This is a genomic window from Paenibacillus sp. 203 (genome assembly GCF_037027525.1).
Taxonomy (GTDB): Bacteria; Bacillota; Bacilli; order Paenibacillales; family Paenibacillaceae; genus Paenibacillus; species Paenibacillus polymyxa_B.
This window is the reverse complement of sequence record NZ_JAXCHD010000016.1, coordinates 71,647-96,256: the sequence shown is the minus strand read 5'-3', so window position 1 is coordinate 96,256 and position 24,610 is coordinate 71,647. Positions and strand designations below refer to the sequence as shown.

Genomic DNA, 24,610 nt, shown 5'->3' with positions numbered 1-24,610 from the left:
AATTCATGTTTGGTGGCGATAGCGGAGGGGTTCCACACGTACCCATCCCGAACACGACCGTTAAGCCCTCCAGCGCCGATGGTACTTGGACCGCAGGGTCCTGGGAGAGTAGGACGTCGCCAAGCAATAAGTAAAGAGAATCATGATCTCGTTGAGATTATGATTCTTTTTTTTGCATATACGTATATTTTAGAAATATCCTTACAAAAGGAAGGTAACATTTTTGTTACGGAATGTAGGAGTAAACCCTGTATAATATAGGTATTGAATCCCATACACACACGCTGCATTATTGCAGAATTATGCAAACTCCATCATAGGATTTTGTATAGTCAATCAGGCTGGTAAGGAGGGAAGATCATGCGGCGAAATAAATGGCTTGCTCTATTGGTGCTATTCAGTGTCGCTGTCGCGATTCTTACCGGGTGCGTGGAAGAGGAGCCTTCTTGGACATCGTTTGAGGGTGCTGCCAACGAGAAGACGTTTCCGGTTCCTAAAGAAGCTAGTAAAACCGATCGGGCCAGCAGTAATTCGGACATGGACTATGTTCGCTATGCACTGCCAGCGTTGAAGGAAAGTGATAGTCTACCTGCTCCTTATCTAGAGGAGATTGCAGCTTGGGGCTGGACTGAGGAACCGAATTTATCCACCTCGAATCAGAAGGTGTTTCAGAAAAATAAGCATATGGTGCATTTGTCTGTGCATGATGGTTCTTTTACTGTATTGGTTCCAAAAGACAGAAAGGCTGTTGTGAAGAGCAAAAGCGTGGATCTTAATTAGGGACACGGTTTTCAACCGAGTAAGTAGCATAGGATTTATTGTAGATCATATTTATAGTAAACTCAGCATATTGTATGCTGTGTATCATGATGAATGAAGAGATCGGATATGGGGAAGCACTCAGGACTGCCGTTGAGTAGGGAGTGGCTTCCTTTTATATATTTGCATGTTGATCAAATGCTCTACATGAATAACGAGGATAACGATGAGGAAAAGTTACTTGATAAGAGAATAAAGCGATTTTAATTGTTAAACCATAAAAAAAGGAGTAACCGTTTGAGGTTGCTCCTTTTTTATTGCTTCAGTCTAGATTGTTGATAGGTTAGTTCAGACCTGAGTTTTCTATCTGTACGGATAATGAGTGGTTAAATTTACTGTTGATAATATGAGGCATCTTCATCGCTAAACTTCAACATGCCGTCTTTTCTCTCGCCTGTAAGCCGACTGAGGATGTATAGACGCGGTGCAATAAGCCACAGATGCCAGAAGAGTAAGGATACAGTAAAGGCTGGTGGAGACCAGAGAATGAACACGGCTGATAAGCAGATACCGATCCAGAGGGTATGTATGTGCACACGACGAAAGATGCTATAGCCTATGTACTGGTCTGTCATATAGCCTAGCCAAGGTAATTTACGGTGGAATGCCCAGCGTTTGCGGAAGGATGTTCCGCCACCGATGTATAGGACAGATCGTGAGATTACGAAGTGTACCCATAAGGTTAGGAAAAAGGCAAGAGCAAACAAAAACACGCTAGTCCAGGAAAAGGCAAGAAGCAGAAAGAGAAGCATAATAACAGGCAGTGTGATATGACTCCATATTAGTTGACGCGGTATACTGATTTTTTTAATGAGCTTGTAGTGATAGTAGGTAGCTTTGGTTCCGGTTTCCTCTGTCATGCGAACAGTCCTTTCATTAATCTACTGCATCACAAGTGGCTTCCCGTCCACAGCCGGAAAAAGGGACGGTACTTCGCTCATGCCGCTTTAAATAAGCATTTAATCGTTTTTGTAGAAATACAGAATGATCGACATCCAGTGTTAGCTAGCCTACTCTATAATTACTGGAAAAGCTATCACTGATGAAGTGTTCAAGGGCTCCGATGAAAGGGTATCCATACATAAGAGCTTTTCTTATTATATCGGCATAGACGGCTGTTTTTTAAACATACGGGGTACAAACACCATAATGGCCCAGATGGAATATATATAGAGTATTATCGTCGAACTGGGCTATGAAAAGGTTTAAAATAGTAGAAAGTGCCCCATACTAATAGTAAAAGAAACAAGGTGGGATGGATATGCATGATCAAGGCGGCCACCGCTGTATTATATGCGGGCAGCACAAGCATGAAGGCATTTTTATCGTTTCCGAGTTTATCTGTGATACGTGTGAAGCTGAAATGGTGCACACGGATGCAACTGATGCCAAATATCATTTTTTTATTGATCAACTAAAGCAAATCTGGGTACAGAAAAATGCATAATATCCTTTGCTAATTAGTCTTTGAAGGATTGGCATTCTAAGGTCTGTCGATACGGGCCTTTTTTTCTGTGAGTAAAAGTAGGATTCCGCTTGATTTTACGATAAAATAAGGTAGATATAAAGCTTTGTTTGGAAGGATTGCAGAATGATGGGGAAAAAGGCGGTACATGCACCATTAATGGAAGCTCTAATACGTTACCGGACTCAGGGCAATGCTTCTTTCCATGTACCCGGTCATAAAAATGGACAAGTATATGAGCATGAAAATATTGCATCTCTGTTGCAAGAAGTGATGTCTATTGATGCGACAGAAATTACTGGACTGGATGATTTGCATCACCCAGAAGATGTGATTCGTGAAGGGCAAGAGCTGGCTGCAAAGTGCTTTGGTGCTGAAGAGAGCTTTTGGTTAATTGGAGGAAGCACGGTCGGTAATTTGGCTATGATTTTAACTGTATGTACGGAGCCGGGAGATCTACTGCTGGTACAGAGAAATGTACACAAGTCTGTCCTGAACGGTCTCATGCTGTCAGGGGCTAATGCGGTATTCCTAGATCCGGAAATAGATACACGAAGCGGGCTGGCAGTTGCCCCAACGACGGATACAATAAAAGCTGCACTGAAGTCCTATCCTTCGGCTAAAGGGGTGTTACTTACACTACCTAATTACTATGGGATGGGGCATGACCTGAAGGCAACGGCTAAGGCCTGTCATGCAGCCCATGTGCCGCTATTGATAGATGAGGCACACGGTGCCCATTATGGGCTGCATCCTCGTTTGCCAGCCTCTGCGCTATCCTGCGGGGCTGATGTAGTCGTCCAGTCGACACATAAAATGCTTCCAGCCATGACCATGGGGGCCATGTTACATGTGCAGGGAGAGAGAATCCGTCGGGAACTGCTTCGTCAGCGTTTGGCGATGGTGCAAAGCTCTAGCCCTTCTTATCCGTTAATGGCTTCACTGGATTTGGCAAGATGGTATATAGAGGCGTATGGAACAGATGCTTTTACAGGGGGCTTAGCGGCGGTAGATGCTTTTAGAAAGGGCCTGGAGCAGCTCCCACGCTTTCGCTTGCTAGAACCTACACAGCAGGCACTTGGGGGGAAATACGCTCACAGGGGAATCTCTGAGGTCCTAGAAAGGGCTGATGAGGGAATAAGCGGATATTCAACCCAGGATCCTTTTAAATTGGTGCTGTATGATACATGGGGTATACTGGATGGGTTTGGACTCAAGCATGAGTTGGAGACTTACGGATGTGTTCCAGAGATGAGCGACGAAAAACATGTTGTTTTATTGTTTACGTTAGGCTCTACGGCTAAGGATGCGAGTCACCTGTTGCAGGCTCTTATGCATATAGATAATGATATAAGATTTAAGGAGACGGCTGGTGAGCCGGGGGCAACGGAAAAAGAGCAGCAAAGACTCGAATTAGATTTTTCCACGTGGAACAATGATAGAATGAAGGGATACTCTAGTCCGGTGCCGTTTGGGCTTCGACCGATTAGCCCGGATCAGATGGAGACCGTGCCTGTAGACGAATCCGCTGGCAGGGTAGCGGCTGAAATGATTATCCCGTATCCTCCAGGTATTCCACTGCTATATGCAGGAGAAACGATTACAGAAGCGATTGCTTTGCGGATGAGTCGTCTACGTGAGCTGGGAGCCAAGTGGCACGGGGGAGCAGATGAAAGTATGCTTACAATTCGGGTATTCCGTTTACAATAAAGATTAGATACTAGAGACTTAACAAATACAGAAGACTGAATAAAAGAAGCATACGTAGCCTATGGGTGACTTTTATTTTTCAGGCAGGAAAGCAGGGAATAACATGAATCGCAAAGGCATTTTTATCACACTGGAGGGGGGAGACGGCTCCGGTAAAACAACTATGATTCAACGGCTGGCGAAGTTTATGGAGGAAGAAGGCTATCCAGTCATCACGACGAGGGAGCCGGGTGGCATCGAAATTTCCGAAAAGATTCGTTCTATCATTTTGGACCCTGCTCATACCAGTATGGATGCTCGAACAGAGGCACTTTTATACGCGGCGGCGCGGCGTCAGCATTTGGTGGAGAAGGTAAAGCCGGCTATTGAACAGGGAGCTATCGTATTATGTGATCGTTTTGTGGATAGTAGCTTGGTCTATCAAGGATTTGCAAGAGGGATCGGAATTGAAGAGGTAGCTTCAATTAATCGCTTCGCGGTGGATGATTGGGAGCCGGATGCCACATTTTATCTGGATATTGAGCCCGAATTGGGATTGGCAAGAATTAATGCGTCACGAGGAGCAGAAATGGACCGCCTCGACATGGAGAGTATATCGTTTCACCATAAGGTGCGAGAGGCATATTTGGAGTTGGCTCGCAAATTTCCGGAGCGAATTACAATTGTTGATGCATCTCCGGCGCCAGAGCAGGTGGAGCAAGTATTGAAGGATTTGCTGAAAAAGCGGTTTGTTCAGAATTTTAGCATATAATTGTCGAAGGATATACGGTAAAATTGAGCTAGGGACAAGGTTGTCTCTAATATGACTTGAAGGAGGAATACAGGATGAAGCTGATTATTGCGATTGTACAGGATAAGGACAGTAACAGATTATCCAGCGGACTGGTGAAAGCTAATTTCCGTGCTACTAAATTGGCGAGCACAGGAGGATTTCTGCGTGCTGGTAATACCACATTTATGATCGGTGTTGATGACAATCAGGTGGACTCATTAATGAACGTCATTCGCAGCAGTTGCAAGGTTCGTGAACAGCTGGTCACACCCGTTACCCCTATGAGCGGGACGACGGATTCCTATTTACCGTTGCCTGTTGAAGTCCAGGTGGGTGGAGCGACGGTATTCGTGATGCCTGTAGACCGTTTCGAGCATTTCTGAATCTACACAATAGGGCCTATTCTACCGATATGATAGGGGAATCGCCTGTATCTTCTCACATGATGAGAGTGAGGGCAGATCCACTAAAACGGCAGCGCTACAGCGCAGTCCCCGGAAAGCCGAAGAAACCCTGAGTTCTAGATTGAACTGTTCATGAAGGGGGAAAGTGGAAGCATCCGGGGAGAAAGCAGGTTTATATGAAAATAAATCCGGGCTATCGCCCTTTACAAAGTACATTGTCTACAAATGAAATGAGTGCAAAGCCAATTCAGCCCAAGAGCTTCTCCGACGTTATGCAGCAAAATGGGGAACAAGCTTCGCAGGAGGAATTGAATCGACGCTTTAAGGAAATACAAATGCAGGGAGATCGTCTTGCACGTTCAATGACGATTCGTGAGCTGAAGGCCTATAAGATGTTGGTTAAACGGTTTTTGGAAGATACCGTTCGGCGAGGCGTGTCCATGAAGGACACGAAGGGCTGGGATCGCCGGGGACGCAGCAAACGTTATAAGCTGATTGATGAAGTGGATGAGCTGTTGCTCAAAATGGCGGATGAGCTGCTCGAAACCGAGCAAGGCAAGATTGAGCTTTTGCAAGGGGTCGGTGAGATCAGAGGATTGCTAATTAATCTCTCATTTTAATGTAGACTTATGTTATAAATGAATACAGACGGGCTGTTGCCACGAAGAAATAATCTGCTTGCTGATCATGCTGGCAGATTATTTTTGACTATGTACATGCCTGGAAGAACAACGATTTGTTGAGGGATCACAGTTGTTTTCAGTGGAGAAAGTGAGGAAATATGTCTTTTCAACATATAATGGGCCAGGATGTAGCCAAAAAAATGCTGCAAAGTGCACTACGGAATCATACGGTCAACCATGCCTATGTTTTTAGCGGGCCGCCGGGAAGCGGGCAGATGAACATGGCGCAGATCTTTGCTAAGGCTTTATTTTGTGAGCGACAGACGGATGATGCATGTGGGGAGTGTTTGTCATGCCGCAAGGTAGAGCACGGGAATCATCCAGATTTGCATATTGTAGAGCCCGATGGAGCTACGATTAAAATTGATCAGATTCGTGGGCTTCAACGTATATTTTCTTACAAATCTGAAAGCTCCAATCCGAAGGTATATATCATTCGGCAGGCGGATACCATGACAGTGCAAGCTGCTAATAGCCTACTTAAATTTCTGGAGGAGCCCCAGATTCCAGTGGTCGGCATACTCATTTCTGAAAATGGACAGGCGTTACTGCCTACGATTCAATCACGGACGCAGCAGGTTCCTTTCCATGCTTTACAGCCAGAGGTGATGATGCAGGCATTAATTGGGGAAGGCTATACGGCAGGGATTGTCCGGTCGGTCGTTCATATTGCTTCAGGACTGGAATCATGTAGAGAAATTCTCCAGCAGAATTGGTTTGCAGAAATTAGAAACGTAGTGTTACAATTAGTGAAGGAGTCCATGAGTCGGGGAAGCTCGTCTATTATTCTGGCTCAACAGAAGATTTTTAAAACTGGACTTTCTGAACACCTGGATATTCTGTTTCATCTGTTTCATTTGTGGTTTAAGGATATGCTTCATTTCCGTTACGGAAGGCACGAAAGCATTGTTTTCATAGATCATTTGGAGTCCGTCTCCAAATTGGCAATCACCCGCAGCACGGAACAATGGGTCTCTTATATGGATTTGGCCGCGAATTGCAGGAAGAAGCTCCGTTTTCACGTCAACGGGCAATTATGCGTGGAGCAGCTTCTGATTGGGTTGTCCGATACAAGCGGTTCTATCACCGGCTAACAGGAAGGCGCGCTTGTTCCACTCTGCACAATCCGCGACGCCAGGTTCCCGGTTTGTGCGACAGTGAGACTTCAATTGCGGCCATTCGTACAATGTCGGCTTCAAATGAGGTTTAGTGGCATACAAGGGGGTTAATTTTTGTATAGTGTAGTGGGTGTCCGTTTCAAGAAGGCGGGCAAGACTTATTATTTTGATCCGCTGGATCTTCCAGTGGAGAAAGAAAACTGCGTCATTGTAGAGACCGCGCGCGGTATTGAATATGGCAAGGTTGTAGTGGGCAAAAAAGAGGTAAATGATTCGGATGTTGTCCTGCCCTTAAAAAAAGTCATTCGTATTGCTGGGGATGATGACGCTCTTGTTGTAGAAGAGAATAAATTGGCGGCCAAGGATGCATTCGGCACGTGTTTAAATAAAATTAAAGACCATGGCCTTAAAATGAAGCTGGTAGATGTAGAATTTACATTTGACCGAAATAAGATCATTTTTTATTTTACGGCAGAGGGTCGGGTGGATTTTCGAGAGCTTGTAAAGGACTTGGCCAGTATTTTTCGTACACGGATCGAGCTGCGGCAGATCGGCGTACGGGATGAGGCTAAAATGCTTGGCGGAATCGGACCTTGTGGACGTATTCTGTGTTGCTCCTCATGGCTGGGGGATTTTGAGCCGGTATCTATTAAGATGGCGAAGGATCAGAGTTTGTCGCTGAATCCGACGAAGATTTCCGGGTTGTGCGGGAGATTGATGTGCTGTCTCAAGTTTGAACATGATAACTACGAAAGCATGCGAGAAGAGCTACCTCAGGTGGGTAAGATGGTTATCACCTCTTTGGGAGAAGGTAAAGTCGTAGGTGTGAATGCAGGTCATCGCACGGTGCATGTTCAACTATTTGAGATCAGTAAGGTCAAGGAACTTCCAATGGACGATGTAGTCGTCAAGTAAACCATTAGGTTGCTTCGGGGTGGAAACTTGGATAAATTAAATGTTTTTGCGCGTATTCACGAAATGGAAACCCAAATGGGACAGTTGCATAGCGATCTGGGTGAATTGAAACTGGCAGTAAAAGAGCTGCTGGAGGAAAATCAACGACTAACGATTGAAAACGAACAGGTGCGCAAGATGCTCAAACGTGAAACCTCTGGAGAAGAAAAGACGGCAAACAAGCCGAAGCTTCCTCCTCCGATCGTCATTAAGGATGAAGGGCAAACGGGTGAGGTCGTGGGCGAAGGCTACGACAATCTAGCGAGGCTGTATCATGAAGGATTTCATATATGCAACGTGTATTACGGACATTTGCGAACGGAAGGCGATTGCCTCTTCTGTCTGTCATTTTTGAATAAATAAAAACAAGCCGTAGGAGCAAGATGCCTACGGCTTTTTTGTAAGGAAGTATGAGTGAAAAGCGATTTTGGTTATAAAAGATGGGAGAGCACTATGTACGAAAATGAAAAGAAGTCTGAACGAATTGATGATCTGCTTTCACATAATTTGCGCATTATCCAAAGTGATGAAGTATTCAGTTTCTCAATGGACGCGGTGTTGCTGGCACGTTTTGCCGGTATTCCGCAGCGTGGAAAGATTTTGGATCTGTGTACTGGCAATGGGGTTGTCCCGCTGTTGCTAACGACACGAACAAAGGCGTCTATTGAAGGAATTGAGATTCAACCACGTTTGGCAGATATGGCTAGACGTAGTGTCAGCTTGAATGGATTAGAAGCAGCAATTCAGATTCGGGAAGGGGACCTACGTGAGCTGGTTCACACCACGGGACATGGTGTTTATGATGCGATTACCGTGAATCCCCCCTATATGCCGCTAAATGGTAGCGATATCAAGCTGAATCCTCACCAAGCAATTGCCCGTCATGAAGTGAACTGCACACTGGAAGAAGTCATTCAGGCATCCACCCGGCTTGTACGTAATGGGGGAAAGGTATCTATGGTTCATCGCCCGCAGCGGCTGGGTGAGATTATAACCTTGATGCGTAAACATAGTTTGGAACCCAAACGAATACGTTTTGTTCACCCAAGAGTTCATATGGAAGCCAATATGGTCCTAGTTGAAGCATTACGTGACGGTAAACCGGAGGTTCGTTTGTTGCCTCCGCTCATTGTATATCAGGAAAATGGGAATTATACTCAGGAAATAAGAGATATCTATGGAGAAGTAAGCAAGGGGGATTCTGTGTGAAAGCAGCTGTACAAAAAAGCTTTAGTACCAGCGAAGAAGAACGGGGAAAGTTGTATCTTGTTGCGACACCTATTGGAAATCTGGACGATATGACCTTTAGGGCGATTAACACCTTAAAATCATGTAGTATTATCGCTGCTGAAGATACACGGCAGACACGCAAACTGCTCACTCATTTCGAAATTACACCGGATATGCTCTTCAGTTATCATGAACATAATAAGGCTGCTAGTGGGCCTGAACTGATACGTTATATAATAGAAGGAAAAAATTTGGCACTGGTTAGCGATGCAGGTCTACCAGCCATTTCTGACCCTGGTTCGGATCTGGTCAAACTGGCACTGGAAGCGGAAATTAGCGTCATTCCTATCCCAGGAGCAAATGCGGCACTATCGGCTTTAATTGCCTCAGGACTGGATACAGAAAGGTTCACTTTCGCTGGCTTTCCACCACGGGAGAAAAAGGACCTAGAGAAGCTGTTGCTATCGTTTCAGGTATCTCACGGCACAATTATTTTTTATGAATCGCCTCATCGTATTGTGAAGACATTGACGGTGTTGAAGGAAACATTAGGTTCACGCAAAGTGGTGCTTGCGCGTGAGCTGACCAAGCTGCATGAGGAATGGGTGCGGGGAACCGTGGAGCAATGCCTTGCTAAACTAGAGGAGAATCCGCCGATTGGTGAATATTGTCTGGTGATTGAAGGGAAAGACGAAGAGGAAGAGGAACAGGAACGTCAGGCATGGTGGCAGTCTTTATCTTTGGAGTCCCACGTCGCACATTATGAGGCAGAGGGACTCACACGCAAGGATGCAATGAAGCGTACAGCCACAGATCGTTCAATCTCCAAGAGAGATGTTTATAACGCACTCTTATGAATATCTGCCTAAACAAAAAAGGGCCTTCCAACGGTTGGGTTCAAACCGTGGAAGGCAACAAGGAGTATATATGAAAAAGGTTAGAATTAACAATATCTGATAAGTCTATTATATACTAAAATTCTCAGTTTGTCACAGGTGTTGGGATTTCAGAAATGCAATCTTGGCAAACAATTTTTCCTTTGAAGTAAATTACGTTCTCAGCATTGCCGCAGAAGATACAAGCAGGCTCGTATTTTTTAAGCATGATGCGTTCGCCATCAACATAAATTTCCAAAGCGTCTTTCTCTCCGATTCCCAGGGTACGGCGCAATTCGATTGGAATAACAACACGTCCGAGCTCGTCAACTTTTCTTACAATACCAGTGGATTTCATCATAATAAATCAGGCTCCTCTCGCCGTTTAAAATAATATAAGTGTCATGATTCGACAAAATTTTCTCTTTTCTGATATTTACTATACCAACGATTCCCAAAACAGTCAACCTTAAAAATGTAGTAACAGTCTGATTATGCAAAAGTATTTAGATTAAAGAGCTTTACTTGTGTGTATTGCCTTATCTCATTGATGATTTATTCAGTTTGTCGATTTGGAAATGTCGAAAAACTATAATTCGACATATTACGACAAAGAATGTCGAATGAGGGAAACCATTTAGGATTTTATTGTATTTTAATCCATTATTCCGAATATTAAAGGAGCTGATATCTTGCACCAGCCACTTAGTGAAGAAAAAGTTTTTAAAGACCCGGTACATAATTACATCCATGTTCAGGATACTGTGATATGGCGGTTAATCAACACGCCGGAGTTCCAACGTTTACGGCGAATACGGCAGTTAGGAACGTCGTATCTTACGTTTCATGGAGCGGAGCATAGCCGGTTTTCACACTCATTGGGCGTATATGAGATTACGAGAAGTATTATTTCTCAATTTGAACGTGGAGATTTCCCGGATTGGCCGAAGGAGGAAAGACTGGTTGCTCTGTGTGCAGCTCTATTGCATGATGTGGGGCACGGCCCATTTTCTCATTCAATTGAGGAAGCCTTTCATATGAACCATGAGGATTGGACATGCCGCATTGTACTGGGAGACACGAAGATCAACGCCGTGCTACGGCAAGTCGACGAGAAGCTTCCACAAAAGGTGGCTGCGGTTATAGCCAAAACGTATGATAAACCGATTGTTGTCAATCTGGTAACCAGTCCACTAGATGCCGATCGTATGGATTATTTGTTGCGGGATGCTCACTCGACAGGCGTCAACTACGGCACGATTGATTTGGATCGTATTTTACGACTGCTGCGTCCTCATAATGGGAGAATTGTTGTGAAGGAATCAGGTATGCATGCAGTAGAAGATTATTTAATGTCACGCTACCAGATGTATTGGCAAATTTATTTTCATCCTGTAACACGCAGCTCGGAAATCCTTTTACGTAAAATTTTCAAGCGAGCAAAGGAATTGTTTAAAAACGGATATGAGTTTGGATTTCTGCTGAACCCGTTGCCGGATCTGTTGAAGGGAGATCTTACAGTAGAGCAATATCTGATGCTCGACGAGTCATTAATCCAGACCGTATTTAGCCAGTGGAAACGAGAAAAGGACGAGATTTTAAGTGATTTGAGCAGCCGGTTTATGGACCGTAGATTGTATAAATATGTAGAGATTGAAAATATGGATACAGATACCATTGACAGTATTCGAGAAGCTTTGAAAGAGGCTGGTTTGCACCCTGAATATGATTTTGAAATTGATTTTCCGACAGATCTTCCTTATGATGTGTTTCGGCAGGGTGGCTCGACGGACAACCAGATTTTACTGCTTGGACGTCAGGGCGAGGTGAGTGAAATATCCGAAGTTTCGGAAATTGTGCGCTCAATAAGTGGTATTCACCGAGGGAAATATCATATGTATTTTCCCCAGAATAAATTAAACGCGGTAAAAGACAGGCTTCCTGCCGAAATAAGGAATTATTTTGTCAAAGAATAGACAACTATATAGAAATGTAAGTAAAAAAAGGAGATGTAAACCTTGGATTTATTCGACACTCATACTCACTTGGATGCGCCACAATTTGACGAAGATCGTGAAGAAGTTATAGCACGTGCTGTCGAATCAGGAGTAACGCGGATGATCAATATCGGATTTAATCGTGAGACCATTCCATCCACCATGAAATTGGCCGAGACGTATGATTTTATTTATGCGGCAGTTGGATGGCACCCACAGGATGCTATTACAATGCAGGAGGGCGATCTAGAATGGATTGCATCGTTATGCAGTCATAAAAAGGTTGTAGCCATCGGGGAGATCGGTCTGGATTATTATTGGGATACATCACCGAAGGATGTGCAGCATCGGGTGTTTCGAAATCAAATTGGTCTGGCTCGTGAGCTCAAGATGCCCATTGTTATTCATAACCGGGATGCACATGAAGATATTGTTAAGATTTTGCGCGAGGAAAAAGCGAGTGAGATTGGTGGAGTCATGCACTCCTTTTCGGGTAGCTGGGAGACAGCGAAAATGGTGCTGGATATGGGATTTCACCTTTCCTTCGGTGGTCCAATAACGTTCAAAAATGCCAAGCAGCCAAAAGAGGTGCTCGCACAGGTGCCGCTGGACCGTCTGCTCATTGAAACTGATGCTCCCTATCTGACGCCTCATCCGTTTCGTGGGAAGCGAAATGAGTCTGCACATGTGAGACTGGTAGCAGAGGCTGCAGCCCAAATCAAAGGGATTACAGTGGAGGAATTAGTGTCAATAACGACCCGAAATGCCCTGGAACGATTTGACATTCAATGAAAAAGTGAAGAAATCGATCAAAATAAAGAGATAGACGAAGCTAATCATGAATTTGTTGCAGGAAACTCGAGAATATTACAATATTTTAACCGAATATTTTAAAAAATGTACTTGAAACCTGCTTTACAACATGCATAGAAACAGGATATCATCTTTTCAGTGAATTGTTGTTTGAATGTAAACATCAACAAGTCATTTCATGAACCAGTCTCGCTGAGTCCCTTTTACAGGGAACGGGGGAACCGATATGGCTTACAGTAGGTCCGGCGTATGTGCAAGAAGGGAACGTCTCTTCCGCCAGCCGGCTCGACCTAAATTCTTTTCCCGGATGGGATTGAACAGGTGGAGGAGCCGTATTTCGATTTCTTTCTGGGTCTTCGGGGTGAATGTGAAGGCGACCGCCATGAGCGGTTGACCCAAGCTAGGGCGACTCTCTACGTCCGAACCCGACAGCTAACCCCGTAAGCGTAACAAGAGAGAAGCCATCTCGTGCATGAGTTTTCCCGCATATTCACACATGCCGGAAGCCACGAAAGAGCTCTCTAGTCTCTTTCTCTGGCTTTTTTTGTTGTGAATAAAAGAAAATCTGTCATCATACTGTGGTTAAACAGGGGAGGACAGCATGCCGCGAAGACGGGTACATGGTGCAGGACAGTCGTAATTTGGGCTTGTCTTGTAGAAAATCTGTTATAGTCACGTCAAATCTCAACTATGTCTTACTCCAGACGGCGGGCTATGTAAGGAGGACGGAGGAAATGGGCATTTTCCAGAAAAAGGATACCCATGAGTCACGCTCATCCAGCATGTCTTACGTATTGCGTTGGAAGCAAGAGAATGTGCGCCAGGCTGCTTTGGTTGCTATTTTTCTAATCGCGCTAACGATTATGATTTCAATTCTGATGTACACGCAATCTAAAAAACAAGTCTTTTTTGTCATCGATGGCAAGGCGTCTGCGGTAGAAACCCGGGAATCCAAGCTTCAAGATTTGCTGAGCGAGCATTCCATTTCACTTCAGCCGCATGATACAGTTTCCATGCCGCTAAATGGAGCAATACAGGATGGCGATCGCGTAGTCATTAAACGTGCCAATCAGGTTAAAGTATCTTCAGGCAATGAGACGAAAAAGCTGTACACAACAGAAAATACAGTAGAAGGTGCCATTCGTACCTCGGGCTATAAATTATCATCAACGGATAAAGTTTATCCTGCGTTGGATGCCTCTGTTTCGTCTAACATGGACATAAAAATCGTCCGTGTGAAGAAACAGCAGGTCGAACAGAAAAAACAGGTGCCTTATCAGGTCATCAAAACGGCCGATCCGAGTCTTTATAAAGGCGATAATCGGGTCATTCAAAGCGGCAAATCGGGTGTGGTCGTCCAGCACGTTCAAAAGGTATATCATGATGGAAAGTTGGTATCCAAACAGCTGGTTAACAAGGAAGTTGCACAGAACCGTGTGGATAAAGTCATTGCGGTAGGAACGAAGAAAAAACCGGTCGTTCTTGCTGCTTCCGTCGGTCCCAATGATGCGGTTAAGGCAACAACGGTTAGTTCGGGCAGTGCTGTCCGTAAAGCAGGCGTAAATTTTAAATATAGCAAAGTTTTACAAAATGTCTCCATGACGGCGTATTCCTCACAGGAGCCAGGTATCGGTACACGTACTGCATCCGGCGCACGTGTCACGGAAGGACGCACCATCGCGGTCGATCCGAGTATAATTCCAATCGGCTGGTGGGTGTACATCGAAGGGGTGGGCTTCCGTCGTGCGGAGGATACCGGTGGCGCGATTAAAGGCCACAAAATCGATGTGTATTATGAGAGTTTGAGCCGAGCCAACCAATTTGGTCGTAAGCACGGTAAAACCGTATATGTTATCGGACCGGTAAAGCCTGAAATCAACTAAAACAGGTTGTGTATGTTGAGGGCAATGCGATAGTATTAACAACATAGTTATGCCATGCTAAGAAGAGGATATCCTCTTCTTATTTTGTTTTCAAAAGCAGGGAAAGATAAATATAGCTTGCTGTGTAGCAGTGGAGGGAAACGCAAATGATCAAGGAAGTGATCGTGGTAGAGGGCCGGGATGATACGGTGGCCATTCGCCGCGCTGTTGAAGCGGATACGATAGAAACTGGCGGCTCCGCCATTAATAAAATGACGCTGCGTAAAATTGCATTGGCGCAGGAGCGGCGGGGGGTCATCATTTTAACCGATCCCGATCATGCAGGGGAGCGCATCCGTAAGATTATCGCTTCCAAGGTACCCGGCTGCAAGCAGGCCTTTATACCCGAGGCAGAAGCGACGCGTAAAGGAGATATTGGCGTGGAGAATGCCTCACCAGAAGCGATCAGACACGCTCTTGCACGGGTCCATACGACAGTGGAAGGCGCCGACCCGCTGATTGAGTGGGCGGACCTGATTGATGCTGGACTCATCACCCATCCCAATGCTGCTGCACGCCGTATGGCCTTAGGGAATGTGCTGGGTATTGGTTATTGTAACGGAAAGCAGCTACATAAACGGCTCTCTGTATTTCAGATCAGCCGCGAGGAATTTGCCGGGGCGCTGGCACAAATTGAAAGTGAAGGATTGTGATGTCCGTATGACAGGGATTCAAGATATAGCAACACCGCGGCGTACGAAGGAAATTATTCAACGGCACGGTTTTTCGTTCAAAAAGAGTTTGGGACAAAATTTCCTGATTGATCAAAATATTCTCAATAAGATTGTAAATGCTGCTGGATTGGATGAGACGAAGGGTGCACTTGAGATCGGTCCTGGGATTGGCGCTTTGACCGAGAAGCTGGCTCAATCGGCCAAGGCAGTTACCGCTGTCGAGATTGACCAGCGGCTGCTGCCAATTCTCGAAGAGGTGTTGGCCCCTTACGAGCATGTGAAGGTACGTCATGGAGACGTGCTGAAGCTGGATTTGCGAGAGGTGTTCGCAGCCGATTTTGCAGACGTGAGTAAAGTAAGTGTCGTGGCTAATCTGCCGTACTATGTTACCACACCGATTCTGATGAGGCTGCTGGAGGACAAGCTCCCTCTGGAGAATATCGTCGTTATGATCCAAAAAGAAGTGGCTGAGCGCATGGCTGCGTCTCCTGGAACGAAGGATTACGGCAGTCTGAGCATTGCAGTGCAATATTACAGCGAACCTGAATTAGTCTGCACTGTGCCGAACACAGTATTTATTCCCCAGCCAAATGTGGAGTCTGCAGTCATACGGCTGCGTGTACGGGAAGCCCCTCCGGTGGAAGTGGTGGATGAGAAGCACTTCTTTGAAGTGGTTCATGCTGCTTTTGCCCAGCGTCGTAAAACCATTTCCAATAACTTAAAAAGCCGTTTCTTCACCAAAGAGAACAGGGACACGCTGGAGCCGCTGTTGCAACAAGCTGGTATTGAACCCTCCCGTCGAGGAGAAACGCTAAGTATTGAGGAATTTGCGCGTCTCAGCGCTGTGCTGTTGGAGGCAGGTATATCCTAAGCTGGAACCAAACTGTGCATTCACCCATACGATATAGGAGGGGTGATACAGTGTGATGAGTTTAGGGGACTTGGTCGTTCGGAAATCGTACGGCGGAGATGTCACGTTTCGTGTTGAGGACATCCAGCGGGATAAAGCGATCATTAAGGGAATAGAATTTCGGCTGCTGGCCGATTCCCCGGTGAACGATCTGGTCAGAGTGCCTGCAGACCAGATTAGCGGTAAGACTCAGCAGGCCCACATTAAGGCTGGTGAGTCTCTTAATCTGTTGCAACGGGCACGCCAGCAGCAAGCTGCTCGTAGTCAGGCAGCTCTGGTAGGGGACTGGAGTGATCCGGTTGAGTCAACATATTTTGAAATGCCGGGAAAGGTTCTTCACCTGGATGGAGATCCCAGCTATCTGAAAAAATGTCTCAGTTTATATGAACAGCTCCGTGTTCCTGCAGAGGGACATCACGTTCACGAATCGGCAATGGCGGACACGTTGTACCGACTGCTTCCTCGTATCCGTCCGGATATCGTAGTCATTACCGGACATGACGGTGTGCTGAAGCAGCCACAGCCTTACGATTTGTACAGCTTGAAAAGTTATAAAAATTCGCAAAATTTTGTGGCGGCGATTCAGGTAGCAAGACAATATGAACGTCATCTGGATTCGCTGACGATTGTAGCGGGGGCGTGCCAGTCCCATTTTGAGGCGCTGCTACGTGCGGGAGCGAACTTCGCCAGCTCACCAGGGCGTATCCTGATTCACGCGCTGGACCCCGTTTACGTGGCTGCCAAGGCGGCCTTTACTTCGATCCGTGATACGGTCAACATGGGGGACCTGTTTCACCAGACAATCAGTGGCAGTCGCGGAGTGGGTGGAATTGAAACTAGGGGAAGCTATCGCATCGGCCTGCCGAAGCTTGAAAATTTATCAACGCTTAAAGTAACGCCTTCCGCAATCTAGGATTCAAATGTGCCAATAGGATTAACCTGAGCAAAAAGCCTCTGCTTTGAGGCTTTTTGTCATTTTTTATATAAATTATTCCTGTTCGCAAAAAATTAAATTGACAACTTATTTTTCGTGTTGTTATAATATTTAGCTTGATTTGACAATCCCTCTAAAATTCGTTATAATGGACAAGGAAAGAGGTGGTCGTTAGGCAATGGCTAAAAATACGCTGTTGGAAATCAAACGCAGTCTCGACGCACATGTAGGGCAAAAAATTTTGCTGCGGGCTAACGGCGGACGCCGTAAGACCGTCGAACGAACTGGTGTCTTGGAAGAAACGTACCCTTCTGTTTTTATCGTCAAGCTGGATCAGGAGCAACAGACGTTTAAACGTGTCTCCTACAGCTATGCTGACATTCTTACCGAGTCGGTAGAAGTCAGCGTATATGATCCCGACTCCCATACAAGTGTAGTCGAATATTTTGAAACACCTTAATTGATTTCGTGATTTATACCAGCTTTGCAGGTTTAACGACGGCTTCGTCATTTCAAATGACGGGGCCGTTTTGTATATACAGAGCAGGATGAAGCATGACATCTCTGCACATACTAAGCCGGGAATGATCTTCCTTATTCCATTGCCGAAGGAGGCGTATGTATGAGCCGAAGAAGACGGAGTGTCATGTCGGAGGAGCTAAAGTACGAGCTGGCCAAAGATCTTGGATTTTACGACACGGTCAAGGAAGAAGGCTGGGGAGGCATTAAAGCCAAGGATGCGGGCAATATGGTCAAGCGGGCTATCCAACTTGCCGAGCAGGCAGCTTCCCGCAAATCGTAGCTATCGGTGGTGCTGATGAAAAGCGGGGATATCCGGGATTAGACCGGGTCATCTCCGCTTTTTTGAACCTCATGACTTGACACGCTGAGTCTGATATAATATGTTAAGCTGTCTTGAGGGAAAAGTTGAAGGTGGGTGAACGCCTTGAAAATATATGAAAAAGCACCGGCGAAAATCAATTTAATGCTTGATGTTCTACGTAAGCGGGACGATGGTTATCACGAGGTCGAAATGATTATGACCATGGTCGATCTGTCTGACCGATTGACGATGTCTGAGTTACCGCGTGATACCATTATTATTTCAAGTCAAGCTGGGTACATACCATTGGATGAAAAGAACTTGGCTTTTCAGGCTGCTCGTCTGATCAAAGAACGTTATAACGTGTCTACGGGCGTCCACATTCATCTGGATAAGCATATCCCGGTGGCGGCAGGGTTGGCAGGTGGAAGTAGTGATGCTGCCGCAGCGCTGCGTGGACTGAACAAGCTATGGAAGCTTGGTATTTCGGATGCCGAATTAAGGGTGCTGGGTGCGGAACTGGGCTCAGATGTACCTTTCTGTATTACAGGGGGTACAGCTTTAGCAAGTGGACGCGGAGAACTGCTCAAGCCACTTCCGAATCCGCCACAATGCTGGGTGATCCTTGCGAAGCCGCCGATTAATGTATCGACGGCTGAAGTGTATGGTCGTGTCAAAGCAGATCAGATTGCGCACCACCCGTCTGCCCGCCAGATGGAGCATGCGATCCATAACGCTTCTTTTACGGATGTATGCAACGCGCTGGGGAATGTACTTGAGGATGTAACACTAAAGCTGTATCCAGAGGTAGAGCATCTTAAAAACTCCATGATACGCTTAGGAGCAGACGGTGTGCTGATGTCAGGTAGTGGACCTACAGTGTTCGGACTGGTATCGAAGGAAGCCAAAGTGCCACGGATTTACAATGGACTAAGAGGGTTTTGTAAAGATGTGTATGCAGTACGACTTTTGACCTGATTTTAGATATTTCTTTCATATTATAGTGGTAATTGTTGTACAAATACGTACGAAGATGATATATTTACTATTAAATATTCGGATTTTACTATATCACTTACATTCCGCCAGCAACCGGCCAGTCCGCCGGTGCTTTACTGTACAAAGCGGGCGGCAGGAGAATAGATCGCGAGGAATTGTTGTGAAAAAACTTAAAAGAAGCTCACGATTGGTGGAAATGACGCAATTTTTGTTGTCACGGCCGCATACGCTGGTGCCTCTTACTCATTTTGCGGATCGCTACGGGGCAGCTAAGTCCTCCATAAGCGAGGATCTGGCCATCATCAAGGAAGTTTTTGAGGATGAGGGCACTGGCGAGCTTCTGACACTGGCGGGAGCGGCAGGGGGCGTGAAACTGATCCCGAGGCTTTCCAAGCAACATGCGCTTGCGTTTGCGAACGACCTGTGTGCACAACTGGAGCAGCCTGACCGCATATTACCGGGAGGATACCTGTATTTGTCCGATTTGCTGGGCCAACCTGCGATGATGAACGAAGCTGGTAAAATATTCGCGACCGCTTTTGCCAATCGTCAGATTGATGTGGTTATGACGGTGGAGACCAAGGGTATTCCACTTGCCTATGCAACCGGAGCACAGCTTAATTTGCCAGTCGTTCTCGTACGGCGTGATCATCAGGTGACAGAAGGCTCGGCTGTAAGTATTAATTATGTTTCAGGATCACAAAAGAGCCTGCATACGATGTCTTTATCCAGACGTGCGATGCGTGAGAAATCGCGTGTGCTCATCGTAGATGATTTTATGAAGGCCGGTGGCACGATTCAGGGGATGGTCGACTTGCTGGCTGAGTTTGATGCTGAGGTGGCCGGTGTAGGTGTGCTGGTAGAATCAGGCGAGGTGGAGAACGAAGAGCGCCTGCTGCACGATTATATTTCACTGGCGAATCTGACCGCAGTCGATTCTCGAAGCAAGCAAATTACGGTCAAGCTGGGCAATTATTTTGATGAGTGAACAGGGCAGTAAATTGTCACAATCCATCATAAAATACCTAAATATGTCGAAAAGAAATCTTTTCAAAAAAATTACCTGAATTTAGGATACGAATTACCGAAAAAAAGAAGGATTTCGAACTGCTGTGTGGAATGTATACACCAAGTCCTATTTGGAAAAAGGTGGTGAAACACACATGCAGATTACGGATGTTAGACTCCGCCGAGTGAACTCAGAAGGAAGAATGAAGGCGATTGCATCCATTACGATTGATAACGAGTTTGTTGTTCATGACATCCGAGTTATCGACGGTAATAACGGGATGTTCGTAGCTATGCCAAGCAAACGAACTCCAGACGGAGAGTTTCGCGATATCGCTCATCCGATATCTTCAGGAACCCGTGAGAAGATCCAAGCTGCTGTATTGACTGAGTACGAACGTGCAGCTGTGGATGAAGAAGTTGCTATTGAAGAAGGCGCTTAATTCGCCTAAAGCAGGATTGGGGTACAAAAGAAAAAGAGAGCCACTAACTGTGGCTCTCTTTTCTTTTTGTCTGGAATGAGATATATTCTTTAGTGAGTTAACAGTCAGTTTTAAGGCAACTTGGAGCCATCCGGGCTGCCGAAGCGGCTTTTTCATAAGACAGGGACTAGGCAGAGATGCGTCCCGGGGATGAATGTCCAGCACAAGCTGGCCTGAAAAAATAGCCATTAACCAAAGGTTCGCCGTTATTTTTCAGGAGGATTGTGAAAAGTTAAGCAAAATCTGATCTGGGAATTAACGTTTTAGCCAAGGGGTAACTGTTATTTTCAGGATAGGAGGTTGGACTTGTTGGAAAGGTTGGCAGTCATTCTTGCCGCAGGGCAGGGAAAACGTATGAAATCCAAATTATATAAAGTTCTGCATCCGGTGTGCGGAAAACCGATGGTCGGGCATGTGCTCGACACGGTTCGTGAAATCGGTGTGTCCCGAAGTGTAGTCGTCGTGGGTCATGGAGCAGAGGCGGTACAGTCTTATTTGGGACCGTCGGCAGAATATGCGCTTCAGGCTGAGCAGTTGGGAACGGGCCATGCTGTCAAGCAAGCCAAGGACTTGCTCGGTCAGGAAAAAGGTACAACCATTGTCATTTGTGGGGATACTCCTTTGATCACAGCGGAAACGCTGGAGGGCTTGGTGCAACTGCACGAGAGCCGTGGGGCAGCTGCGACGATTCTGACCGCTGAGTTGGACGACCCGAAAGGATATGGACGAGTTATTCGTGATGCTTCCGGGGCCGTGCTCAAGATCGTGGAACAGAAAGATTGTTCACCTGAGGAAGATGCTGTCCGGGAGATCAATACGGGAACGTACTGCTTTGACAATGCCAAGCTGTTTGCAGCGCTGGACAAGGTAACGAACACCAATGCACAGCAGGAATATTACCTGACAGATGTCATTGGTATTTTGCATGGTGAAGGTGAGCAGGTTGAGGCGTATTTGACAGATGATGTGTCTGAATCCATCGGTGTTAACGACAGAGTGGCTTTGTCGGTAGCTGAGGGCTATATGCGTGAGCGCATTGTTCGCAAGCATATGCTGAATGGTGTCACTGTCATTGATCCCTCTTCTACCTATATCGGGAGCGAGGTTGTTATTGGTTCCGATACGGTACTGTACCCGAACACATGGCTGCATGGTCAAACACAAATCGGAGAAGATTGTGTGATTGGTCCACAGGCTGAGATTCAGAATACGATTATCCATTCAGGCGCAACGGTAAAACATTCGGTGTTGAACGAAGCGGAAGTGGGAAGCAGTACATCTGTGGGGCCGTTTGCTTATCTGCGTCCAGGCGCGAAGCTTGGCGAACATGTGAAAATTGGTGATTTTGTTGAGGTGAAAAATGCGACCATTGGAGATCATTCCAAGGTGTCTCATTTGAGCTATGTCGGTGATGCCAAGGTGGGTACAAACGTAAATATTGGCTGCGGGGCAATAACGGTCAATTATGATGGATATAATAAATCCATTACAGAAATTGAAGACGATGCCTTTATTGGCAGCAACGTGAATCTGATCGCCCCGATTAAGATTGGAAAAGGTGCTTATGTTGTAGCAGGCTCCACTGTAACACATGCTGTCCCTGATAACGATCTGGCCATTGCCAGACCACGTCAAGAGAACAAAGCCGGATATGCGGACAAAATCCGCGCACGTGCCAAAGCGAAGAAGAAAAGATCGGAATGACCTTAATCAGCAAGCTGTTGAATCTGTAATGAATGAACCAGCACGGAGGGTTTCTATTAATGACTTATTGCGATTCCAAACTCAAAATATTTACTTGTAACTCCAATCCGAAGTTAGCCCACCAGATTGCGGACTACATCGGCATCCCAATGGGGGAATCCCATACCACATCGTTTAGTGACGGTGAAATCCAGGTTAAGCTGTCGGAAAGCGTACGCGGCTGCCATGTGTATATTGTGCAGTCAACTTGTCTGCCGGTTAACGACAACTTGATGGAGTTATTGGTTATGATTGATGCACTTAAACGCGCTTCTGCCAAAAGTATCAATGTCGTTATGCCATATTATGGTTACGCTCGTCAGGATCGTAAAGCTCGTTCACGCGATCCGATTACAGCGAAGCTTGTCGCTAACTTGATTGAAAAAGCGGGAGCTCACCGCGTAATCAGCATGGATTTGCATGCGATGCAGATTCAGGGATTCTTTGATATTCCAGTAGATCATATGTTGGGAGCGCCAATTCTGGCCCAATATTTCCGTTCCAAGCAAATTGAGAACCCGATTGTCGTTTCACCCGATCATGGTGGGGTTGTTCGTGCGCGTAAGCTGGCGGACTTCCTGAGTGCGCCGCTCGCTATTATTGATAAGCGTCGTCCAGAGCCAAATGTCAGTGAAGTGATGAACATCATCGGGAACATTGAGGGTAAAACGGCTATTTTAATTGATGATATCATTGATACAGCCGGAACGATTGTATTAGGTGCAAATGCGCTTAAAGAAGGCGGCGTAAAAGATGTGTATGCGTGTTGTACACATGCTGTGCTGTCCGGTCCTGCTATGGAAAGACTGGAGAATTCGCCATTAAAAGAGGTGGTTGTGACGGATACAATCCCGATCGTTCACCCGAATCCGACAAGCAAGCTGAAGGTATTATCTGTGGCTCCATTAATGGGAGAAGCTATCATCCGTGTGCATGAAGAATTGTCGATCAGCAAACTGTTTGAAATCGAATAAGCGCTGGCTCATTAAAAAAGGGGTTGCCTTTTCCATATGGAAAAGGTAACCCCTATCAGCATGTCAGGCTAAAAGCCTGGGCGAGATATGAATGTGAAACGTTGACGATTGTATAGTGTGTCCTCTACTTCGACGAAATGCTCATTAAAACGCGCAACGATGCCAATCTGAATATGTACATTCCCGTCATAGATCTGGACAGGAACGGAATGTTTTAAATGATATAGAAAATGGCTGTCATATAAGAGGATATCACCTTGATTGAGCATACCGGCACGCACCTTCCTATTCAATACAACTATTTTACCAAAAAATCAAGACTGCGAAAGAGGGTGTCAAAGTTATGAAGTGGATTGTAGGATTGGGCAACCCCGGTCCCCAATACGAGAAAACGAGACATAATGTCGGATTTATGGCATTGGATGCTCTTGCCTCGCGTCATAACATCCAGATTAACCAAAGCAAATGCAAGGCGTTAATTGGAGAGGGTCACATTGGTGGCGTAAAAACCGTACTGATTAAGCCAATGACCTATATGAATCTATCAGGCGAGTCTCTACGTGCTTATATGGACTATTATAAGGCCGATATGGAAGATCTGATTGTCGTGTACGATGATCTGGATACAGAAGTCGGTAAAATAAGATTGCGTTATCAAGGTAGCGCAGGCGGTCATAACGGCATTAAATCGATCATTCAGCATACCGGCACGCAGTCCTTCAATCGGATTCGTATGGGCATTTCCCGCCCGGAGCCTGGACATGCTATTGTCGATTATGTTCTGGGTACCTTTCCCAAGAAGGAAAAAGAATTACTGGCCGGAATGATCAAGGACACGTGCAACGCCTTAGAACACAGCTTGAGTCATCCGTTTGAACGGACGATGGCTGAATTCAACAAGTAAGTTCAGACGTAGCAGACGGGCTTAAATGGAAGATTGTTGGACATACTGAAAGGTATAGAAAACTTTCAGGAGGCATATACATTACATGATTGTTAATTATGTATGCAGACATTGTCGAACTTTCTTGGGACGAATTGATTCCGCGGCAATAACCGAAGAAAGGTTGGGCTTCCATTCCTTGACCCCTGCCGAACGTAGAGATATAATAGCGTATAATTCGGGTGGTGAAGTGACCGTCAAAGTCATTTGCGAGCATTGCAGTCAGGCATTGGAGAATAATCCAGAGCTGAGTCTGCTCGTTAATCCGCTCCAATAACAGGTATTCAACTGGTAGGATGTACCAGCTTGAGAGGTGAAGCGGCAATTCCGCTTATGGAGCCTTGGCAGCATTGCTGAG

Annotated in this window: 29 protein-coding genes, 1 rRNA gene and 1 riboswitch; of the genes, 27 read left to right on the top strand and 3 right to left on the bottom strand. The window is 45.8% G+C overall.

Going from position 1 to position 24,610, the window contains the following annotated elements; all coding sequences use genetic code 11:
- The first annotated feature begins 8 nt into the window (after positions 1-8).
- Both rrf and WA407_RS24450 read left to right on the top strand, forming a co-directional pair.
- Positions 9-125, top strand: a 5S ribosomal RNA gene (gene rrf, locus WA407_RS24455).
- Between the two features lie 235 nt (positions 126-360).
- Positions 361-780 (top strand): hypothetical protein, encoded by a 420-nt coding sequence (locus tag WA407_RS24450; protein WP_013308104.1) that lies wholly within the window; start codon positions 361-363, stop codon positions 778-780.
- Positions 781-1,151: 371 nt separating this feature from the next.
- Here WA407_RS24450 and WA407_RS24445 read toward each other — a convergent pair whose 3' ends face one another.
- Entirely contained in the window at positions 1,152-1,679 is a 528-nt protein-coding gene (locus tag WA407_RS24445; RefSeq protein ID WP_336078595.1) for a hypothetical protein, read from the bottom strand.
- 401 nt (positions 1,680-2,080) lie between these two features.
- On the opposite strand from WA407_RS24445, the gene WA407_RS24440 reads away from it, so the two are divergent.
- The 10 genes from WA407_RS24440 to rsmI all read left to right on the top strand — a co-directional run bounded on the left by WA407_RS24440 (position 2,081) and on the right by rsmI (position 10,012).
- Positions 2,081-2,266 (top strand): sigma factor G inhibitor Gin, encoded by a 186-nt coding sequence (locus WA407_RS24440; RefSeq protein ID WP_023986422.1) that lies wholly within the window; start codon positions 2,081-2,083, stop codon positions 2,264-2,266.
- 144 nt (positions 2,267-2,410) lie between these two features.
- Positions 2,411-3,994, top strand: a complete 1,584-nt coding sequence (locus tag WA407_RS24435) for an aminotransferase class I/II-fold pyridoxal phosphate-dependent enzyme (protein ID WP_336078594.1) — start codon at positions 2,411-2,413, stop codon at positions 3,992-3,994.
- 103 nt (positions 3,995-4,097) lie between these two features.
- On the top strand, positions 4,098-4,745 hold the full coding sequence (tmk, locus tag WA407_RS24430; protein ID WP_013308107.1) for a dTMP kinase: 648 nt from the start codon (positions 4,098-4,100) through the stop codon (positions 4,743-4,745).
- A gap of 74 nt (positions 4,746-4,819) precedes the next feature.
- The gene (locus tag WA407_RS24425) at positions 4,820-5,149 is read left to right on the top strand and encodes a cyclic-di-AMP receptor (RefSeq protein WP_007427998.1); all 330 of its coding nucleotides are present in this window, start codon (positions 4,820-4,822) and stop codon (positions 5,147-5,149) included.
- 197 nt (positions 5,150-5,346) lie between these two features.
- A complete protein-coding gene (locus WA407_RS24420; RefSeq protein WP_013308108.1) occupies positions 5,347-5,790 on the top strand; it encodes a YaaR family protein in 444 nt (147 codons plus the stop codon).
- 161 nt (positions 5,791-5,951) lie between these two features.
- Positions 5,952-6,947: a DNA polymerase III subunit delta' gene (holB, locus tag WA407_RS24415; RefSeq protein ID WP_254330489.1), complete on the top strand. Its 996-nt coding sequence runs from the start codon at positions 5,952-5,954 to the stop codon at positions 6,945-6,947.
- Positions 6,948-7,085: 138 nt separating this feature from the next.
- Entirely contained in the window at positions 7,086-7,886 is an 801-nt protein-coding gene (locus WA407_RS24410; protein WP_013308110.1) for a PSP1 domain-containing protein, read from the top strand.
- A gap of 27 nt (positions 7,887-7,913) precedes the next feature.
- Positions 7,914-8,288 carry a DNA replication initiation control protein YabA gene (gene yabA, locus WA407_RS24405; protein WP_025722558.1) on the top strand — a complete coding sequence of 125 codons (375 nt, stop codon included), beginning with the start codon at positions 7,914-7,916 and terminating at the stop codon, positions 8,286-8,288.
- A 90-nt stretch (positions 8,289-8,378) separates the two neighbouring features.
- On the top strand, positions 8,379-9,134 hold the full coding sequence (locus tag WA407_RS24400) for a tRNA1(Val) (adenine(37)-N6)-methyltransferase (RefSeq protein WP_254327482.1): 756 nt from the start codon (positions 8,379-8,381) through the stop codon (positions 9,132-9,134).
- Positions 9,131-10,012 carry a 16S rRNA (cytidine(1402)-2'-O)-methyltransferase gene (gene rsmI / locus WA407_RS24395; protein WP_336078593.1) on the top strand — a complete coding sequence of 294 codons (882 nt, stop codon included), beginning with the start codon at positions 9,131-9,133 and terminating at the stop codon, positions 10,010-10,012. Before WA407_RS24400 ends, rsmI begins: the two co-directional genes overlap by 4 nt.
- Before the next feature lie 124 nt (positions 10,013-10,136).
- Here the strand turns inward: rsmI and WA407_RS24390 are convergent, their stop codons facing one another.
- A complete protein-coding gene (locus WA407_RS24390; RefSeq protein WP_007428005.1) occupies positions 10,137-10,391 on the bottom strand; it encodes an AbrB/MazE/SpoVT family DNA-binding domain-containing protein in 255 nt (84 codons plus the stop codon).
- 331 nt (positions 10,392-10,722) lie between these two features.
- Between WA407_RS24390 and WA407_RS24385 the strand changes: the two genes are divergently transcribed.
- The 13 genes from WA407_RS24385 (at position 10,723) to WA407_RS24325 (ending at position 23,309) form a co-directional block, all read left to right on the top strand.
- Entirely contained in the window at positions 10,723-12,006 is a 1,284-nt protein-coding gene (locus tag WA407_RS24385) for an HD domain-containing protein (protein ID WP_061831835.1), read from the top strand.
- 42 nt (positions 12,007-12,048) lie between these two features.
- A complete protein-coding gene (locus tag WA407_RS24380; protein ID WP_013308115.1) occupies positions 12,049-12,819 on the top strand; it encodes a TatD family hydrolase in 771 nt (256 codons plus the stop codon).
- A 201-nt stretch (positions 12,820-13,020) separates the two neighbouring features.
- A riboswitch (cyclic di-AMP (ydaO/yuaA leader) is annotated at positions 13,021-13,303 on the top strand.
- Positions 13,304-13,574: 271 nt separating this feature from the next.
- A complete protein-coding gene (locus WA407_RS24375; protein WP_061831836.1) occupies positions 13,575-14,723 on the top strand; it encodes a 3D domain-containing protein in 1,149 nt (382 codons plus the stop codon).
- Between the two features lie 146 nt (positions 14,724-14,869).
- Positions 14,870-15,415 carry a ribonuclease M5 gene (rnmV, locus tag WA407_RS24370; protein ID WP_013308117.1) on the top strand — a complete coding sequence of 182 codons (546 nt, stop codon included), beginning with the start codon at positions 14,870-14,872 and terminating at the stop codon, positions 15,413-15,415.
- Between the two features lie 7 nt (positions 15,416-15,422).
- Positions 15,423-16,307 (top strand): 16S rRNA (adenine(1518)-N(6)/adenine(1519)-N(6))-dimethyltransferase RsmA, encoded by an 885-nt coding sequence (gene rsmA / locus WA407_RS24365; protein WP_103049272.1) that lies wholly within the window; start codon positions 15,423-15,425, stop codon positions 16,305-16,307.
- Positions 16,308-16,362: 55 nt separating this feature from the next.
- Positions 16,363-17,259, top strand: a complete 897-nt coding sequence (gene yabG / locus WA407_RS24360; protein ID WP_061831846.1) for a sporulation peptidase YabG — start codon at positions 16,363-16,365, stop codon at positions 17,257-17,259.
- Positions 17,260-17,458: 199 nt separating this feature from the next.
- Positions 17,459-17,740 (top strand): biofilm formation stimulator Veg, encoded by a 282-nt coding sequence (veg, locus tag WA407_RS24355; protein ID WP_013308120.1) that lies wholly within the window; start codon positions 17,459-17,461, stop codon positions 17,738-17,740.
- Positions 17,741-17,902: 162 nt separating this feature from the next.
- Entirely contained in the window at positions 17,903-18,082 is a 180-nt protein-coding gene (locus WA407_RS24350) for a small, acid-soluble spore protein, alpha/beta type (RefSeq protein WP_007428013.1), read from the top strand.
- A 144-nt stretch (positions 18,083-18,226) separates the two neighbouring features.
- Positions 18,227-19,081, top strand: a complete 855-nt coding sequence (gene ispE / locus WA407_RS24345; RefSeq protein WP_069290753.1) for a 4-(cytidine 5'-diphospho)-2-C-methyl-D-erythritol kinase — start codon at positions 18,227-18,229, stop codon at positions 19,079-19,081.
- 181 nt (positions 19,082-19,262) lie between these two features.
- Complete coding sequence (gene purR / locus WA407_RS24340; protein ID WP_013308122.1) at positions 19,263-20,090, top strand: pur operon repressor; 828 nt, start codon at positions 19,263-19,265, stop codon at positions 20,088-20,090.
- A gap of 175 nt (positions 20,091-20,265) precedes the next feature.
- Positions 20,266-20,553, top strand: coding sequence for a septation regulator SpoVG (spoVG, locus tag WA407_RS24335; RefSeq protein ID WP_007428016.1), 288 nt, complete (start codon positions 20,266-20,268; stop codon positions 20,551-20,553).
- A 345-nt stretch (positions 20,554-20,898) separates the two neighbouring features.
- A complete protein-coding gene (glmU, locus tag WA407_RS24330; RefSeq protein WP_080658680.1) occupies positions 20,899-22,296 on the top strand; it encodes a bifunctional UDP-N-acetylglucosamine diphosphorylase/glucosamine-1-phosphate N-acetyltransferase GlmU in 1,398 nt (465 codons plus the stop codon).
- Positions 22,297-22,355: 59 nt separating this feature from the next.
- The gene (locus WA407_RS24325; RefSeq protein WP_013308125.1) at positions 22,356-23,309 is read left to right on the top strand and encodes a ribose-phosphate diphosphokinase; all 954 of its coding nucleotides are present in this window, start codon (positions 22,356-22,358) and stop codon (positions 23,307-23,309) included.
- A gap of 68 nt (positions 23,310-23,377) precedes the next feature.
- On the opposite strand, the gene WA407_RS24320 is transcribed toward WA407_RS24325, so the two are convergent.
- A complete protein-coding gene (locus WA407_RS24320; RefSeq protein ID WP_336078592.1) occupies positions 23,378-23,578 on the bottom strand; it encodes a hypothetical protein in 201 nt (66 codons plus the stop codon).
- A 74-nt stretch (positions 23,579-23,652) separates the two neighbouring features.
- Between WA407_RS24320 and pth the strand changes: the two genes are divergently transcribed.
- Positions 23,653-24,213 (top strand): aminoacyl-tRNA hydrolase, encoded by a 561-nt coding sequence (pth, locus tag WA407_RS24315; RefSeq protein WP_336078591.1) that lies wholly within the window; start codon positions 23,653-23,655, stop codon positions 24,211-24,213.
- A gap of 85 nt (positions 24,214-24,298) precedes the next feature.
- Positions 24,299-24,529 (top strand): anti-sigma-F factor Fin family protein, encoded by a 231-nt coding sequence (locus WA407_RS24310; protein WP_013308128.1) that lies wholly within the window; start codon positions 24,299-24,301, stop codon positions 24,527-24,529.
- The last annotated feature ends 81 nt before the right edge of the window (positions 24,530-24,610 follow it).

Coding starts and splice junctions, on each gene's coding strand:
- WA407_RS24450 (WP_013308104.1), top strand. CDS start 361: ATGCGGCGAAATAAATGGCTTGCTCTATTGGTGCTATTCAGTGTCGCT.
- WA407_RS24445 (WP_336078595.1), bottom strand. CDS start 1,679: ATGACAGAGGAAACCGGAACCAAAGCTACCTACTATCACTACAAGCTC.
- WA407_RS24440 (WP_023986422.1), top strand. CDS start 2,081: ATGCATGATCAAGGCGGCCACCGCTGTATTATATGCGGGCAGCACAAG.
- WA407_RS24435 (WP_336078594.1), top strand. CDS start 2,411: ATGATGGGGAAAAAGGCGGTACATGCACCATTAATGGAAGCTCTAATA.
- tmk (WP_013308107.1), top strand. CDS start 4,098: ATGAATCGCAAAGGCATTTTTATCACACTGGAGGGGGGAGACGGCTCC.
- WA407_RS24425 (WP_007427998.1), top strand. CDS start 4,820: ATGAAGCTGATTATTGCGATTGTACAGGATAAGGACAGTAACAGATTA.
- WA407_RS24420 (WP_013308108.1), top strand. CDS start 5,347: ATGAAAATAAATCCGGGCTATCGCCCTTTACAAAGTACATTGTCTACA.
- holB (WP_254330489.1), top strand. CDS start 5,952: ATGTCTTTTCAACATATAATGGGCCAGGATGTAGCCAAAAAAATGCTG.
- WA407_RS24400 (WP_254327482.1), top strand. CDS start 8,379: ATGTACGAAAATGAAAAGAAGTCTGAACGAATTGATGATCTGCTTTCA.
- WA407_RS24390 (WP_007428005.1), bottom strand. CDS start 10,391: ATGATGAAATCCACTGGTATTGTAAGAAAAGTTGACGAGCTCGGACGT.
- WA407_RS24375 (WP_061831836.1), top strand. CDS start 13,575: ATGGGCATTTTCCAGAAAAAGGATACCCATGAGTCACGCTCATCCAGC.
- rnmV (WP_013308117.1), top strand. CDS start 14,870: ATGATCAAGGAAGTGATCGTGGTAGAGGGCCGGGATGATACGGTGGCC.
- rsmA (WP_103049272.1), top strand. CDS start 15,423: ATGACAGGGATTCAAGATATAGCAACACCGCGGCGTACGAAGGAAATT.
- yabG (WP_061831846.1), top strand. CDS start 16,363: ATGAGTTTAGGGGACTTGGTCGTTCGGAAATCGTACGGCGGAGATGTC.
- veg (WP_013308120.1), top strand. CDS start 17,459: ATGGCTAAAAATACGCTGTTGGAAATCAAACGCAGTCTCGACGCACAT.
- WA407_RS24350 (WP_007428013.1), top strand. CDS start 17,903: ATGAGCCGAAGAAGACGGAGTGTCATGTCGGAGGAGCTAAAGTACGAG.
- spoVG (WP_007428016.1), top strand. CDS start 20,266: ATGCAGATTACGGATGTTAGACTCCGCCGAGTGAACTCAGAAGGAAGA.
- WA407_RS24325 (WP_013308125.1), top strand. CDS start 22,356: ATGACTTATTGCGATTCCAAACTCAAAATATTTACTTGTAACTCCAAT.
- WA407_RS24320 (WP_336078592.1), bottom strand. CDS start 23,578: ATGCTCAATCAAGGTGATATCCTCTTATATGACAGCCATTTTCTATAT.
- pth (WP_336078591.1), top strand. CDS start 23,653: ATGAAGTGGATTGTAGGATTGGGCAACCCCGGTCCCCAATACGAGAAA.
- WA407_RS24310 (WP_013308128.1), top strand. CDS start 24,299: ATGATTGTTAATTATGTATGCAGACATTGTCGAACTTTCTTGGGACGA.